The following is a 14,865-nucleotide window of genomic DNA, read 5'->3' as shown; positions in this document are numbered from 1 at the left end:
GCAGCGGCTGTGTCCCAGCAAATGCGACATTCGGCGGGCATGTCACGCACAGCACGGTTTGTACAAAGCGGCGGGCCGCGCGAGCAGCCTCTCGACGGTCCGCCAAATTGTTTAAAGCCAGCATCTTTCCATATGAATTTTCATGGCATATATTTTCACAAGAAAGGAGAGATGCTTACAATGCAACCTCATCTCGCCGCCAACACAGCCGAAAATGCAGTCCTGACCAAGGCCACGCTGCGCGCCGCCGATCTGCTGGACATTACCGCCAGGATGCTTGCCTCCATTATTGGGGTCTCGGAAGCCACGGTTTCGCGCATGCGCAGGCAAGAATTCCTGCTGGAGCGTGGGACCAAGCCATTCGAGCTTGCCGTGCTGTTCGTCCGGCTGTTCCGCTCGCTCGACGCCATTGTCGGCGGCGACGAGACCGTCGCCCGGGCATGGCTGAAGAATGCCAACACGGCCTTCGACGGCACCCCGCTCGAAAAAATCGTGACGATAGCAGGACTTGTCGATGTCATCGCCTATCTGGACTCCCGACGCGCTCTCGTCTGAAGCCGCCAAACTCGATGGCAAGTATTGGCTCGACGGCAAATATTGGCGCATGGTCGAGGCGCAGCACCGCGTCTCGACGCTGAAGATCGTCGATACGCTTGACGAACAGGCCGTCCTCGAAGACCTGATCGAGGAAACCAAGCCGCAAATCCCCTTGGAATGCCGGCACCTCCATTATCTGCTGGCAACACCGTTCCGCTACGGCTCGATCTACCCGCACGGTTCGCGCTTCCGCCGCGCCGGCAGGACCAAGGGCGTCTACTATGCGGCGGAAACCATGATGACCGCCGTCTCCGAGATGGCTTTTTACCGTCTGCTGTTTTTCGCGGAATCGCCGGATACGCCCTGGCCGCACGACGCCGCCGAGTACACGGCCTTCGCCGCCGCGATACGCAGCACGCGGGTGATCGACCTGACGCGGCCGCCGCTCGATCGCGACGCAGCGGCGTGGACGCACCCGACCGACTATGCGGCTTGCCAGACCATTGCCGATGTCGCGCGCGAGGCCGGGCTGGAGGCGATCCGCTATCGCTCCGTGCGTGATCCGAAAGGCGCCAATGTGGCGCTGCTGACGTGTAGCGGCTTTGCCAAGCCGAAGCCGCTGGAACCCCACACCTGGCGCATCCGGCTGGGCGGCTTCGGCGTGCAGGCGATCTGTGAGTTCCCGGAAAAGCGGATCGAGTTTTCCAGGACGGCCTTTGCCGCCGATCCCCGGCTGGACGGACTGCGCTGGGAACGCGGGCGCTGACCAGATACTAGTGAAAATCCGACGCTAAACTACCGCTTGGGGTGGGATGCGCCTATGGTCAAATGGAAAGCTGCGCCAGGAGCGGACGCTTGGCGCCAATGTGCCAACGTCTTGATGGGGCCGAGAGCGGACTGGCAGCTTCAGGCTGCGGATCTTCAAGAGCGGACGTTCATGTCGGCGTGAGCATCGTCATGACCTGACCGAACCGGACCTCTCGGCCGGACTGCACGATGGTCAGCTTAGTGTGGAAAGCTGCCTTCTGTCCCACCCAACGAGCAAGTTGCACCAAAAAAAGCGGGGCTGCGCTCGGCAACATCTTTGCGGGCGAACGTGACAGCCGTAATGATGGGGCGCGTCTTCAACCTCTTCGCGACAGCGGCTTACTTGCTTGTCGCGCTGGACGCCGCCGTTCCTGATCGGTACAATTTGTGGGTAAGAAGTGTGAAGTACCTTCTCCTCTCGTGGCAGTCCTGGGCGGTGCTCTCGGCCTGCTTCGCCGCTCTGACCGCTATTTTCGCCAAGGTCGGAGTGGAGAACGTTAGCTCGGACTTCGCCACCTTCATCCGTACCCATTGTTATTCTGTTAGTCCTTGGGACGATCCTTGCGGCCACCAACCAGTTCCAGCCGCTTAGCTCTATTTCGAGCAGGACCTACCTGTTCCTCGTCCTGTCGGGGCTTGCTGCAGGTGCGTCGTGGATTTGCTATTTCCGTGCGCTTCAATTGGGAGATGCGGCACGCGTTGCCCCTATCGACAAACTGAGCGTCGTGCTCGTGGCGATGTTCGGAGTGACATTCCTCAAGGAGCACTTGTCGTTGTCGAATTGGGTAGGTGTTATATTGATCGCAACAGGCGCGGTTCTAGTGGGTTACAAAGGCTAAATGGTAGGCAAGTTGGCGACGGCGGATTGCCTCGACCTTGGGATTAGAATAGCCAGAAATAGGTTGGCAGATAACCGATCACCTGGAGGTATTCGATGCCTTCGATGGCTGGAAAGACCGCGAGAAAATAGAGAGCATCGAAGAATGTGCTTCTTAGCGCTTTCGTGGAGAACGTGTGCTGATGCTCGTCGTGATAGAGCCATAGTTTGGGCCAGAACCGTGGTGTTCTGGCCGCATACGCCTCGTATTTCGGGCCAAACTTTCCCAGAAGAAACGCCTCTTCCTTTCTGGCGGTCATCCCGAAAACCGCGTAGGTGCACACTCCGAGAACGACGGCAACGATGATCGACCCGAACATGAGGCCGATGCCGAATGCTCCAATCATCGAAAACAGATACAGGGGATTGCGAGTGATCGAGTATGGCCCGTTTACCGCCAACTCGGTGTTCTTCCGGCCCCCGACATATAGGATGCTCCACAATCTTCCGAATATGCAGACGAGGATCAGGACAAAGCCTGTCATCTCGATAAGTTCATGAAGGGTCGATGCTTCGTCCCAGCCTGGTCGAGAGAACAACAGCGATCCGATCGCCGCGATGCTCAAGCCCTGGACGACAAGAAGTCTCTTTCGCTGATTGAAAGGTTGCGGGGCAATTGAAGCGGACATCATGGTTCCTTTGACAGAGGCTTTTTTGGCGCTCGCGCCAAGCATCCGGTTCATTTTCGGGAGAGGCGCCGCAAGTTTAGGGCCAATGACCGCGGAGCAAGCGGCGCCGGCCCATGCGGCCCTATTCCTTATTATTAATCAGAACTTCACGAGCCGTGCTGCGCTTGTAGCGCTTGCAGGTGACTCCTTCCAGCCGATGGGGCAAGGGCGCGGCCAAGGTGACCGCGCTCGCCGGCGTCAGACAAAAAAGAAATCGGAGGCATTGATCAGCGCGGAGTCGAAATTGGCGATCTCTACGGTTCCCTCCGCGAAGCTCAGCACGGTCGAATGTCCGTCCTGCGTGACGGCGACGTCCTCGAAGCTCTCGACGCCCGTATAGGTCGCGATCTCGATGCGATCGGCGCCGTTCTCGAAGCCCCGGATCAGGTCACTGCCGAAAGGTATCAGGTCGAAGACAAAGACGTCCTCGGCGCCGGCCTCGCCAAAGAGGGTATCGTCGTCCGCGCCGCCGGACATCCGCGCGCCGTCGCCGCCGGCCCGGAGCCGGTCGTCGCCTTCACCGCCCTTGATCTCGTCGAAGCCATCGCCGCCGCAGAGCCGGTCGTTACCCTCGCCACCCGCGAGTTCGTCATCGCCCGCACCGCCCTGGATTCTGTCGCGACCCTCGTCGCCATCGATCTCGTCGTCGCCCTCGTCGCCGAACAGCCGGTCGTGCCCCTCCTCGCCGGAGATCTCGTCATCGCCGGCGCCGCCATATGCACGATCGTTGCCGTCGCCGGCCTCGATCTGGTCGTCGCCGCCGCTACCACGGATCACGTCGTTGCCGTCGAGCGCGATGAGCTGATCGTCCTCATCGGTTCCGACGAGCCGATCCGGGCCGTCCGTGCCGACCCGCCGGCTGATGCCGGTTGCTTCAACCAGGGCATTGACTGTCTCGCCGCTGAGCGGCGCATCGCTAACGGCAACGAAAGCATCGTCGAAATCGCCGTCGAAGTCCTCGGTGCTGGCCAGGCCATCCTCGAAGCTCACCACCTCGACCCCGGCGAGGCCGTCGTCGATATCGCTTGCAAGGGCGTTCTCGCCGGCCACCGGGTTCAGGAAGTTGAAGCCGTCGCGGTTGCCGACCGAATGGAATGCCCGGATCGGCAGCAGGTTGCCGTCGGCATCGGTGACGACCGGCGCAACCCGGTCGTAGATGGTGGCCGGGCCTGGCGTGTAGGTCGTCGCGTCGTCGCCGTCGTAAACGTCGGCGACATCGCCCGAGGTGAAGTTGCGGAAGAAGAGGCCGCCGTTCTCGTAGTCCTCGAGCTCGAGGCCGAGTTCCTCGACATCCGGGATGAGGAACAGGCCGAGCGACTGCCCGGCCGCGACTGCCATCGTCGCCTTGGTGCCCGCCTCAACGTCCTCGGTGTCGGCGAAGAGGATGCGCGCCTCGCCGATCTCGCCCGTCGCCGTGTCGAAAGTATAGGCGCCGATCGCGCCGTTGGTGCTCGCGTCCTCGCTGATGAAGGTGATGGTCTTGGCAGTGCCGTCCCCCGCGAAGGCAAGTTCCGTCGGATCGACGGGGGCGGAAACGTCGACCTCGCGCCTGTTCCTGATCTCGATGACGAGCTCGGGCTCATCCTCCGAGAGCACCACCTCCTCCTCCAACACCAGGCCGATGCCGGGCGCGAAGTATTTGTAGGCGCCCACGCCGGGTTCCAGACCCGAAGTGTCGAGGATCTTCACGACGTCGTCAAAAGAGCCGAAGTCGGTCTCGACGGTGAGGCCGGTCGCGATCACCTTGCCTTCATCCTCCGCCACTCCGGCGTAGAATTCCTGAAAATATTCGTCGCCCGGCATCGGTGCTGCGCGCATGATCCATCCCGGCGCAGCGCCGTCGACGCCTGCCTCCCATGATCCGCCGAAGTCGGTCCCGATGAACTCGCCCTCGTCGTTGTAGTTGTAGTTCGTCGCGATCTCGCCCAGATACCAGACGTTGCCGTCATCGGCCTGCGCGTACCAGTCGAGCGTGTCCTCGACGAGAACGCCGTCAGCATAGGCCGTATCGCGGACGACGACCGTCTCGACGCCCTCGATGATCTTCGTCTCGAACGTGGCGAAGTGATCGTTGCGCTCCGTCTCCTCCTCGCCGGTCTCGGGATCGATAAGCGCGGCGCCGTAGCTGTTGATGGTGCCTCCGGGCAGCGGGAAGAACGTGTTGTCGATATTCGTGGAATTGCCGAACGTGGCGGCGGCGAAGTCGGGTAAAATGGCCATGGGAATGTCCTCCGAGGTGGATCGCGTCGCGGGCGCGTCCGCGGCCGGACGCTCGCCGCAGTCCCCAGCATGGCTTGGCTCCCGCCTCACGGGAATCCGGCAGGCGTGACGGGTAAAAAGACTCAGCCTTTCAAAGCCCTAGACGGCACATCCTACGGATGTGAGTGCCCTGCCGGCGGCAGTTAGCATGACAGCTTTCCCGGTCACGGACTGCAGTCGAGTATCTGAGGGCGTGAAGCCTTGAAGCTGGCCAGCGGCGGACCAAAACGAGGGAGGGCAATTTTGGCGTTCACGGGCTTCTTCAAGGGACGCCTTGGCCATCATGCGTGAACGCAATTGGGGCACTTATCTCCGTGCCGACGTGCGGCAGTCTACCTGCCGAACTCCACACCTCCGCTGAAATCGAACACCGCACGCACGCTGAGAATGTGAGCGTTTTCGTGATCCGCATTCCGCGCGAACGTATAGGCGGCGGCGAGTTGCCATTTTGATCCAACGAACGGCGTATTGTCGTCGGACGAATATATGACCTCGAAATCAGCTAGGTAATCGCGGGTATCCGGACCTCCGGCGACCAGGTTCGTCTGCTCCGTGTAGGTCGCGATATAGGTTAAGGAGTCTACGTCGAGCGCGGCGGAGCCCGTGACGACCAGGGCATCGTCCTGGCGGCCGTCAAAATGCCGAAGATAGGACATTTCGCCCAGCAGCCTGAGCGTCATTTCGTCCAGTTCGAAACTCTTGGTCGCGGCGGCGAGGTAGGCAAGTTCGTCACCAAGCTTAACGTCGTCTTCGATGTCCTCCTCGGTAGGATGCCCGGCCCTCTGATACCGAAAGCCGAACCTGTAGCCAAATTCGCCGTCCAAATAGCAATCGGCTGTTTCCGAACCTTCGCAGCCATCAAGAGTTACCGAGAACGACGACACGCCCTTTGTGTTGCCCGCGCCGCCATCCGACAGGCTGGCCCGGCCCCGGTTGGTAAAGAGCGACTCGCTTAGGATCGTGCGATCGGTTGTGAATGCAGTCGCTGCCAAAGCATGGTTCAACCCGAGGTTTTCGAAGCGGAGGACAATTTCCCCGCCTAGACGTTCGTCCGCGTCGAAATCCGACACCAGTTCCGTGGCATTGATCCCTGGCGCGACTTCGCTGGCGAGACTGAAGATCGTATCGAATTTTCCGGCCCGCGTGGTAGCGGGACCTGCCTCGATCACGGTATACAGTTCGGCTACGTAGGTGCCAATTCCTTCAAGAACCGTATTCTCGCCGGGCGCCGAGTCCACCACCGGCTCGGTGATGATGGAAGTCTCCAGTTGCAGATAGTCCGTCGGCGCGAAAAGCAAATCGGCTGTGAGTGTCGGTTGAAGCACGTCGGACGTCAGGAATGACGGATCGGCCGCAAAAATCCAGTCGTTTTGAAGTTCCGTAGATAGTTCGTAACTGACACAGGGCGCCGCGCAGCCCTCGACCAGCTCCGCTACTGGATCTTCGGCCAGTACTGGAGTTGAGAATACAAGCAACCCCAGGCCGGTGAGAACTGAGGCAAGAAAGCGCACGACCCGTGACCCTGGAGCTAGCTCCGCGCTACGCCCGGCGCGATGCGGCCGGCCGGCTCGACATCTCGGGACGAGCAAGGCCGTTGCGAGCCCCCAAGGAGTTCGACGGCACCGGCGGCAGAAGCAACTCCTCGAGGAAATAGGCAGAGAGCGCCGCGCGGCCCGAGAGCTCAGCCTTGTGGTAGAGCGCAGTCGCTTGCTGGCGAATGGTCGCTTCGCTTGCTCCCCGGATTCGCGCGATCTCCTTGTGGCTGAAGCCCTTGAGCAGCAGGAGCCCGACCTCCTGCTCCGTCTGGGTGCAACCCCAAGCCGCAAACTGGCGCTGGATGGCGGCGCCGAGTTCCTGGAAATGGTCATCCAGGCCGGCCCGCCACTGCGTGTCGCGCTCACGGATTCGCGCAATCTCATCGCGCATGTCGAAGCTTTCCGCTTCCTGCTCCCGCAGGCGCGAGGACAGGAGCGCAACGCAGGCCGAGCAGCCTACGAGAAGTGCAATGCCCGCCGCTTCCGTCAACAGCTCGGTGAGGGTCACCACCTCATCCTCCCTCACCGCCTCCATGCCGAGCAGGAGGGCGAAGGCCCCCACCGCACCCGCAATCAGGATCTGCCGGCCGCGTCCCTTGGTCCAGTCCATGGTCTGTCTCCGAAGCTCGAGTGGCGGCTGCGCGCCCTTGGCTCGCCATGTCGCCGCCATTTTGCGCCTGCCAGCCGCAACGTGCAACAGATGAGCGCGGGCGTCGGTCACGTGATGAAGAAAAGGTCATCGGCGCCGAGCAACGCGATCCCGCCAGCGTGATCTCCACGCTCCCGGTCACGCCGCGTCGCCCCGGACCCGAAATCATTATTCGTGTCGAGCGCGGCGCCATCGAAGCGCGCCACCAAATCCGCGAGCGTAGGGAAATCGCCCTCTCCGGCCGTGGCGGAAAACCGGAAGGTGTTGGTTCCTTCTACGCCACCGCCCACGAGCAGGTCGTCCTGACAGCGGGCCGGCGTCAGCGGAAGTCCGTAATTGGCGGCGCAAAGCGGACATTTATCCAGCTTCCACCGAATGACTGCTCCCGGCAACCACGACCCTCAGCGTGGTCGCTTGGGATGTCGGCTCTTAGGAAGCGGCAATTCTGATCTCAATGTCCGACATCGGCGCAGAGCTGCCATTCAGAATCTGACGTGTGGGCGTCGCCTTCGGGTCATCTGTGCGATTCGTCCTTGGCTGACGAACTTCCGCTCTCGCCAAAACAACGTCGAGCCACGCCTCAACCGGCGGGTGCGTAGGCAGCAGCGTCACGCCCTGGGTAAGGTTTTCCGTGCCCAGCGGCTTCAACGTCAGCGACAGGCCGGACTGGAAGTACGGCTTGCCGCCGCCCAGCACTACCGGGTGCATGTAGAGCCGGTACTCGTCGATGAGACCGGATCGTGCGAGATGCGCGGCAAGATCGGCGCCGGCGACAGTGATCTGGCCATCCGCTTCCGACTTGAGAGACCTTACGACGTTCTCGACATCGCCGTTCACCAGCCGGGCATTAGGTCCAACTTCCCGAAGCGTCGTCGAAAACACGATCTTCGGGGTCTCGCGCCAGGCGCGGGCAAAACCCAGCTCGACTTCCGCGGCGCCGGTCTCTCGATCCGGACTGTCCCAGAAGCGCATCGCCTCGTACATCCGGCGTCCACAGAGCGCGACCGAGGTCTGTCTCATCATGTCGTTGAAATGCCGGTGCAGCTCCTCTTCGGGTACCGGCAGCGCAATGTCTCCGTCCGGCCCGGCAATGTAGCCGTCCAGGGACATCAGCATGGCATAGACGATCCTGGCCATTGGTGCCTCCGGTCTGTCCTCGCACAAAGGTACATAACCAATTGCATTTTGCAATCAGTCTATCGCAAGGTGCGTGGAATTCAATGCGGAACTTCGTGGGACCGGCGCAATGAGGCGCGCTGGCTGATCAAGAAGCGCCGGATCTCTCACCTCTACTTGCTTACGAGATCTGAAGAAGCTGCAAGTTTGAGGCATCGTCGTCCCAATTCAGAGAGCTAATTGCCATTGACAAAGATTGCCAACGCGTCATTTATTGGGCGAAGCTCGGAGGCAGAGGAAGCGACATGGCAACGATGAACGTAAGCCTTCCAAGCGATATGGTCGAATTCGTGGAGCATGAAGTCTCCCAAGGCGGGTACGGTTCCTCGAGTGAAGTCGTCAGAGAAGCGCTGCGCTTGCTGCGACACGAAAAGGCCCAACAGGCGGAGAAACTCGCCATCCTTCGGCGCGAAATCAGCATAGGGGTGGAAGCGGCCAACGCAGGACGCTTCTCGAAGAAAAGTGTCAGTGACATTCTCGATGAGGTGATGCTCGAATCGCCCAGGAGATGAGACACGAGCTCACCGAACCCGCGGAACGCGATATCCGGGACATCTTGCGAAATACGATGCAGATGTTCGGTCCGCAGCAAGTCCGGGCCTACGCCCGCATCATCGAACTTGGTATCCAGCTAGTCTCGGAAGATCCAGATCGACCAGCTTCCATCGAGCGCGCCGAACTCGCTGCGGGTGTTCGACTGCTGCACCTGGAGATCGCTGCGAGAAGGCGCGGAGGTGCTGCGCATTGCCTTTATTATATGAAGCGTCGCCTTTCGGACGATACGATCGGCGTCATTGTCGTTCGAGTGCTTCATGAGCGCATGGAACCACGGCATAGAGTGATCAGCCAGACGCACCAGTTGCCAACAAGCGCGGGTGTCTCAGGCGCTTCTTGACCGATGGCGACTGAAATCAGCCGTTGACGGCCTGCTTGTGCTGGACCGGGTGGCTCTTCTTGAGCAGGTCCGACACCAGGAACGCCAGTTCGATCGCCTGGTCGGCGTTGAGGCGCGGATCGCAATGGGTGTGGTAGCGATCCTGCAGCTCCTCGGCGGTGATGGCGCGGGCGCCACCGGTGCATTCGGTGACGTTCTTGCCGGTCATCTCGATATGGATGCCGCCCGGATGCGTGCCTTCGGCGCGATGCACCTCGAAGAAGGTCTGCACTTCCTTCAGGATGCGGTCGAATGGCCGTGTCTTGTAGCCGGCGGCCTCGATGGTGTTGCCATGCATCGGATCCGACGACCACACCACGCTGCGGCCTTCTTTCTTCACCGCGCGGACCAGCTTCGGCAGATGCTCGGCGACCTTGTCGGAGCCGAAGCGGGCGATCAGCGTCAGCCGGCCGGGCTCGTTCTCCGGATTGAGCAGGTCGATGAGCTGCAGCAAGCCGTCCGGCGTCAGCGACGGGCCGCATTTCAGGCCCAGCGGGTTCTTGATGCCACGGCAGTATTCGACATGAGCATGGTCGGGCTGGCGCGTGCGGTCGCCGATCCAGATCATATGGCCGGAGGTTGCGTACCAGTCGCCTGAGGTCGAATCGACGCGGGTCAGCGCCTCCTCGTAACCGAGCAGCAGCGCCTCGTGGCTGGTGTAGAAGTCGGTCTCGCGCAGCGCGTAATTGGTCTCCGAGGTGATGCCGACAGCCTTCATGAAGTCCATCGTCTCGGTGATGCGGTTGGCGAGCGACTCGTATTTCTCACCCTGCGGGCTGTCGGACACGAAGCCGAGCATCCATTGATGCACGTTCTCCAGGCTGGCGTAGCCGCCCTGGGCGAAGGCGCGCAACAGGTTGAGCGTTGCCGCCGACTGGCGGTACGCCATCTCCTGGCGTGCGGGATCGGGAATACGCGATTTTGCGTCGAACTCGATGCCGTTGATGATGTCGCCGCGATAGCTGGGCAGCGTCACGTCGCCCTTGGTCTCGTTGTCGGACGAGCGCGGCTTGGCGAATTGGCCGGCAACACGGCCGACCTTCACCACCGGCTGCGCGCCGGCAAAGGTCAGCACCACAGACATCTGCAGGAAGACGCGGAAGAAGTCGCGGATGTTATCCGCGCCATGCTCGGCGAAGCTCTCGGCGCAATCACCGCCCTGGAGAAGGAATGCGTCACCGGCAGCGACGGTCGCAAGCTGCTTCTTCAGCTTGCGTGCCTCACCTGCAAAAACCAGCGGCGGAAAGGTGGCGAGCTGGGCTTCCGTGTTCTTCAGCGCGATCAGGTCCGGATAGGCAGGAACCTGCTGGATCGGCTTTGCTCTCCACGAATTCGGCGACCATTTCGTCATCGTTGCACCCAACGCTCTTTCCAGCGGGTGCTATCGCCCGCCATTTCGCCCCCAATATGGGGATCGCGGCTCCATACACGAAGCCGATTTCCTATTCTAGACCGGATTTGGATGTGTGGCGAATGGCGTGACGCGGCGAAAAGCGTCGAAATGTTTGTGGCGAAAGGCTCAGGCCGACGGCGTGCTAGGTCGCCTTCTCCGCCAGCCTTGCCAACTGCGTCATGACGACAGCGGAACCTGCGAGCCGCTTTTCGGGCGTCGACCAGTCGCGGCTGAAGACGACGCTGTGGTCCGGCCGGATCTTGGCCAGCGAGCCCTGCTCACCGATGAACGTGACCAGTCCGACGGGGTTCGAAAACTCGCGCTTGCGGAAATGGATGACGACGCCCTTTGGCCCCGCGTCGAGCCTTTCGACATTGGCCTTGCGGCAGAGCGCCTTGATGAAGACGATCTTCAGCAGATGCTTCACTTCCTCAGGCAGCGATCCGAAGCGGTCGATCAGTTCGGCGCCGAAGGCGTCGATCTCCTCGGTGTTTTCGAGATCGCCGAGGCGACGATACAGCGCCAGCCGCAGCTGCAGATCCGGAACATAGCTTTCCGGGATCATCACCGCCGTGCCGACGGCGATCTGCGGCGACCAGCCGCCATCCTGCACCTCGCCGGAATCCTTCACCTCGGCCACCGCTTCCTCCAGCATCTGCTGGTAAAGCTCGAAGCCGACCTCCTTGATATGGCCGGACTGCTCTTCGCCGAGAAGATTGCCCGCGCCGCGGATGTCGAGATCGTGGCTGGCGAGCTGGAAACCGGCGCCCAGCGTGTCGAGCGACTGCAGCACCTTCAGCCGGCGCTCAGCTGTATCGGTCAGCTTGCGGTTGGCCGGCAGCGTGAACAGCGCATAGGCGCGCACCTTCGAGCGGCCGACGCGGCCGCGCAGCTGGTAGAGCTGCGACAGGCCGAACATATCGGCGCGATGCACGATCAGCGTGTTGGCGGTCGGGATATCGAGGCCGGATTCGACGATGGTGGTCGACAGCAGCACGTCGTACTGGCCGTCGTAGAAGGCATTCATGATGTCGTCGAGCTCGCCGGGCGGCATCTGGCCGTGAGCGACAGCCACCTTCAGCTCGGGCACGGATTCACGAAGGAAATCATGTATTTCCGCCAGATCGCTGATGCGTGGCACGACATAGAAGGAATGACCGCCGCGGTAGCGCTCCCTGAGCAGGGTCTCGCGGATGACCAGCGGGTCGAAGGGCGAGATGAAGGTGCGCACCGCCAGGCGGTCGACCGGCGGCGTGGCGATCAGCGACAGTTCGCGCACGCCGGTCAACGCCAGCTGCAGCGTGCGCGGGATCGGCGTCGCCGACAGCGTCAGCACATGCACGTCGCTCTTCAAGTCCTTCAGCCGTTCCTTGTGCTTGACGCCAAAGTGCTGTTCCTCGTCGATGATCAACAGGCCGAGATTCTTGAACGAGATCGACGAGCCGAGCAGCGCATGAGTGCCGACGACGATGTCGACCGTGCCTTCGGCGATACCTTTTTTCGTCTCTGCCAGTTCCTTGGCGCCGACCAGCCGCGAAGCCTGGGCGACGCGGATCGGCAAGCCGGAGAAGCGCTGCGAGAAGGTCTTGAAATGCTGGCGCGAGAGAAGCGTCGTCGGCACCACCACCGCGACCTGAAAGCCTTCCATCGCCGCGATGAAGGCGGCGCGAAGTGCAACCTCCGTCTTGCCGAAGCCGACATCGCCGCAGATCAGCCGGTCCATCGGCTTTCCGGCGCCCAGATCGCCCATGACCGAATCGATCGCCGTCTGCTGGTCGTCGGTCTCCTCATAGGGAAACCGCGCGGAGAATTCGCCATAGAGACCGTCCGCCGGCACCAGCGAAGGAGCGGCGCGCATATGCCGCTCGGCGGCGATGCGGATCAACTGCCCGGCCATGTCGAGCAGCCGCCGCTTCAGCCGCGCCTTGCGCGACTGCCAGGCGCCGCCGCCAAGCTTGTCCAATGTCGCTTCGGCCGAATCCGAGCCATAGCGCGACAGAAGTTCGATGTTCTCCACCGGCAGGAACAGCCGGTCGTCGCCGGCATAGTGGATTTCGAGACAATCATGCGGCGCCCCGACCGCCTCGATGGTGCGCAGCCCGATGAAGCGGCCAATGCCATGATCGGTGTGGACGACGATGTCGCCGGAGGACAACGCCGAGGCCTCGGCGATGAAGTCGGAAGGGCGCTTCTTGCGCTTCGAGCGACGGATCAGCCGGTCGCCCAGAATATCCTGCTCGGCGACGACGATCAGTTTCTCGGTCTCGAAGCCGGATTCGAGCGGCAGCACGGCAAGTCCCGCCTGCCCCAGTTCGAGCCTTTCGGCCTCGGCCAGCGTGGCGACCGGCTTGAGATTGCCGAGATGATGCTCGGCCAGGATCTGGCCGAGGCGGTCGAGCGAACCTTCGGTCCAGCCGGCGATAACGACGCGGCGGCGGGCGGCGCGCTCATCGGCAACGTGTTTTACGACGACGTCGAAGACGTTGACGTTGGGGTCCGCGCGTTCCTCGACGAAGCTGCGGCCACGCCGCGAGCCGGCATGGAAGATTTTCTTCGCGCCGGCATCGGGCGCGTCGAAGGGCGTGAAGTCGATCGCTTCGCGCGGCCCAAGCGCGGCGATCAGGTTTTCCGGCGACAAATAAAGCAGGTCCGGCGGCACCGGCTTGTACGGAACGGCGTCCTTCAGTGCGCCGTCGGCCTGCTTCCTGCGCGCCTCGTAGTGGTCGAGGATCAGCGCATGGCGCTCAGTCAGCGCCTCATGCGCCAGATGGTCGAACACGACAGGCGTGTCCGGCAGATAGTCGAACACCGTCTCCAGTCGCTCGTAGAAGAACGGCAGCCAGTGCTCCATCCCGGCGAAACGCCGTCCCTCGCTGACCGCCGCATACAACCCGTCGTCACGCGAGGGCGCGCCAAAAGCTTCGATGTAGCTGCGGCGGAAACGGCTGATGGTCTCCGGCGTCAGCGCCACTTCGCTCATCGCCTGCAGCGCCATCGACTTGCGCTGGCCGGTGGTGCGCTGCGTGGCGGCGTCGAAGACGCGGATCGATTCCAGCGTGTCGCCGAAGAAATCGAGCCGCAGCGCTTCGGTCCAGCCCGGCGCGAACAGGTCCAGAATGCCGCCGCGCACGGCAAACTCGCCGACCCCGCGCACGGTTGGCACCCGTTCGAATCCTGATATCTCCAGCCGCGACGCCAGTGCGTTCATGTCGATCTGGTTGCCGGGTTTGGCGTGAAATGTCTGCGCCTCGACAAGGCCTGCCGGCGGAATGCGCTGCAGCAGCGCGTTGGCGGTGGTCAGGATGACGGCGCGGTGCGGTTTCTTCGCCAACGCGATCATTGCCGTGAGCGCATCGAGCCGCCGCGCGGCTGCATCCGAGCCGGGCGAAACGCGGTCATAGGGCAGACAATCCCAGGCCGGCAGTTCGAGCACCGGCAGGCCAGGCGCGGCGAATGAAAGCGCCTCGACGATCGAAGGCAGGCGCTGGCCGTCGCGTGCCACGAACAGCACCGGCTTGTCAGGCGCGATCTCGTGTGCCGCCTGCACCAGCGCAAAGGCTTCGTAACCGTCGGCGACACCGTCGACGATGAACTGGCCGGCGCGGCCTTTCGGCAGGCCGATGGTGGGGATCAGGCTCATGGAATCACGTATTCAGAATGTCATCGCCTGGCGCGATGCCAGGATCTTTTGCAGGACGGCACAATCGATATTTGCGGGAACCGGGCGCTCGCCGGTGACCACGGGCAGGAATTCGGTATCGGGAATGTCGAGGAGCCTCTCATATTGGTCGAGTTCGTCGCCGGTCAAGGCGCCGATCTCGGCGTCTGCGAAACTGCCGAGAATGAGGTCCATTTCGCGCATGCCGCGATGCCAGGACCGAAACAGAAGCTTGCGGCGGCGGGCGTCGAGCCCCTCGCTTGATCGTCTCGTTCCGGTCATCGTGCCGCATCCTTGCCTGAAGCGGCGCATATAGCGTGGATAGAGGGCGGTGTCAGCCTTGCGCTGCGGCTGTCGCGACATAAGCTGACA

At 62.2% G+C, this 14,865-nt stretch carries 13 protein-coding genes and 1 pseudogene; 5 read left to right on the top strand and 9 right to left on the bottom strand.

The genetic code is table 11. The features are described 5' to 3' along the window. The first annotated feature begins 180 nt into the window (after nt 1–180). The 3 genes and pseudogenes from IHQ72_RS20125 (at nt 181) to IHQ72_RS20115 (ending at nt 2,183) form a co-directional block, all read left to right on the top strand. A complete protein-coding gene (locus tag IHQ72_RS20125; RefSeq protein ID WP_095492191.1) occupies nt 181–555 on the top strand; it encodes an MbcA/ParS/Xre antitoxin family protein in 375 nt (124 codons plus the stop codon). Beyond that, nucleotides 515–1,303 (top strand): RES family NAD+ phosphorylase, encoded by a 789-nt coding sequence (locus IHQ72_RS20120; protein ID WP_258116752.1) that lies wholly within the window; start codon nt 515–517, stop codon nt 1,301–1,303. Before IHQ72_RS20125 ends, IHQ72_RS20120 begins: the two co-directional genes overlap by 41 nt. Before the next feature lie 441 nt (nt 1,304–1,744). Next, nucleotides 1,745–2,183: pseudogene (locus IHQ72_RS20115) on the top strand (EamA family transporter). Nucleotides 2,184–2,226: 43 nt separating this feature from the next. On the opposite strand, the gene IHQ72_RS20110 reads toward IHQ72_RS20115, so the two are convergent. The 6 genes from IHQ72_RS20110 to IHQ72_RS20085 all read right to left on the bottom strand — a co-directional run bounded on the left by IHQ72_RS20110 (nt 2,227) and on the right by IHQ72_RS20085 (nt 8,469). Then, entirely contained in the window at nt 2,227–2,904 is a 678-nt protein-coding gene (locus IHQ72_RS20110; protein ID WP_244602857.1) for a methyltransferase family protein, read from the bottom strand. Nucleotides 2,905–3,087: 183 nt separating this feature from the next. Then, the gene (locus IHQ72_RS20105) at nt 3,088–5,109 is read right to left on the bottom strand and encodes a hypothetical protein (protein ID WP_258116751.1); all 2,022 of its coding nucleotides are present in this window, start codon (nt 5,107–5,109) and stop codon (nt 3,088–3,090) included. Nucleotides 5,110–5,480: 371 nt separating this feature from the next. Continuing rightward, nucleotides 5,481–6,659, bottom strand: coding sequence for a hypothetical protein (locus tag IHQ72_RS20100; RefSeq protein ID WP_258116750.1), 1,179 nt, complete (start codon nt 6,657–6,659; stop codon nt 5,481–5,483). Nucleotides 6,660–6,687: 28 nt separating this feature from the next. Next, nucleotides 6,688–7,293, bottom strand: coding sequence for a helix-turn-helix transcriptional regulator (locus IHQ72_RS20095; protein WP_165848609.1), 606 nt, complete (start codon nt 7,291–7,293; stop codon nt 6,688–6,690). A 107-nt stretch (nt 7,294–7,400) separates the two neighbouring features. Next, complete coding sequence (locus IHQ72_RS20090; protein ID WP_258116748.1) at nt 7,401–7,724, bottom strand: hypothetical protein; 324 nt, start codon at nt 7,722–7,724, stop codon at nt 7,401–7,403. A 37-nt stretch (nt 7,725–7,761) separates the two neighbouring features. Next, a complete protein-coding gene (locus IHQ72_RS20085; protein WP_258116746.1) occupies nt 7,762–8,469 on the bottom strand; it encodes a dihydrofolate reductase family protein in 708 nt (235 codons plus the stop codon). 284 nt (nt 8,470–8,753) lie between these two features. Between IHQ72_RS20085 and IHQ72_RS20080 the strand changes: the two genes are divergently transcribed. Both IHQ72_RS20080 and IHQ72_RS20075 read left to right on the top strand, forming a co-directional pair. Then, nucleotides 8,754–9,020 carry a type II toxin-antitoxin system ParD family antitoxin gene (locus tag IHQ72_RS20080; RefSeq protein WP_258116745.1) on the top strand — a complete coding sequence of 89 codons (267 nt, stop codon included), beginning with the start codon at nt 8,754–8,756 and terminating at the stop codon, nt 9,018–9,020. After that, nucleotides 9,017–9,403 (top strand): type II toxin-antitoxin system RelE/ParE family toxin, encoded by a 387-nt coding sequence (locus tag IHQ72_RS20075; protein WP_258116744.1) that lies wholly within the window; start codon nt 9,017–9,019, stop codon nt 9,401–9,403. Before IHQ72_RS20080 ends, IHQ72_RS20075 begins: the two co-directional genes overlap by 4 nt. A gap of 16 nt (nt 9,404–9,419) precedes the next feature. Here the strand turns inward: IHQ72_RS20075 and IHQ72_RS20070 are convergent, their stop codons facing one another. The 3 genes from IHQ72_RS20070 to IHQ72_RS20060 all read right to left on the bottom strand — a co-directional run bounded on the left by IHQ72_RS20070 (nt 9,420) and on the right by IHQ72_RS20060 (nt 14,775). Beyond that, nucleotides 9,420–10,793, bottom strand: coding sequence for a class II 3-deoxy-7-phosphoheptulonate synthase (locus tag IHQ72_RS20070; RefSeq protein WP_258116743.1), 1,374 nt, complete (start codon nt 10,791–10,793; stop codon nt 9,420–9,422). A gap of 184 nt (nt 10,794–10,977) precedes the next feature. Beyond that, the gene (mfd, locus tag IHQ72_RS20065) at nt 10,978–14,475 is read right to left on the bottom strand and encodes a transcription-repair coupling factor (protein WP_258116742.1); all 3,498 of its coding nucleotides are present in this window, start codon (nt 14,473–14,475) and stop codon (nt 10,978–10,980) included. A gap of 12 nt (nt 14,476–14,487) precedes the next feature. Beyond that, the gene (locus tag IHQ72_RS20060; protein ID WP_258123888.1) at nt 14,488–14,775 is read right to left on the bottom strand and encodes an FAD assembly factor SdhE; all 288 of its coding nucleotides are present in this window, start codon (nt 14,773–14,775) and stop codon (nt 14,488–14,490) included. Between the last annotated feature and the right edge of the window lie 90 nt (nt 14,776–14,865).

Source organism: Mesorhizobium onobrychidis, assembly GCF_024707545.1.
Taxonomy (GTDB): domain Bacteria; phylum Pseudomonadota; class Alphaproteobacteria; order Rhizobiales; family Rhizobiaceae; genus Mesorhizobium; species Mesorhizobium onobrychidis.
The sequence above is the reverse complement of the archived record's forward strand: the minus strand, read 5'-3'. Positions and strand labels throughout refer to the sequence as shown.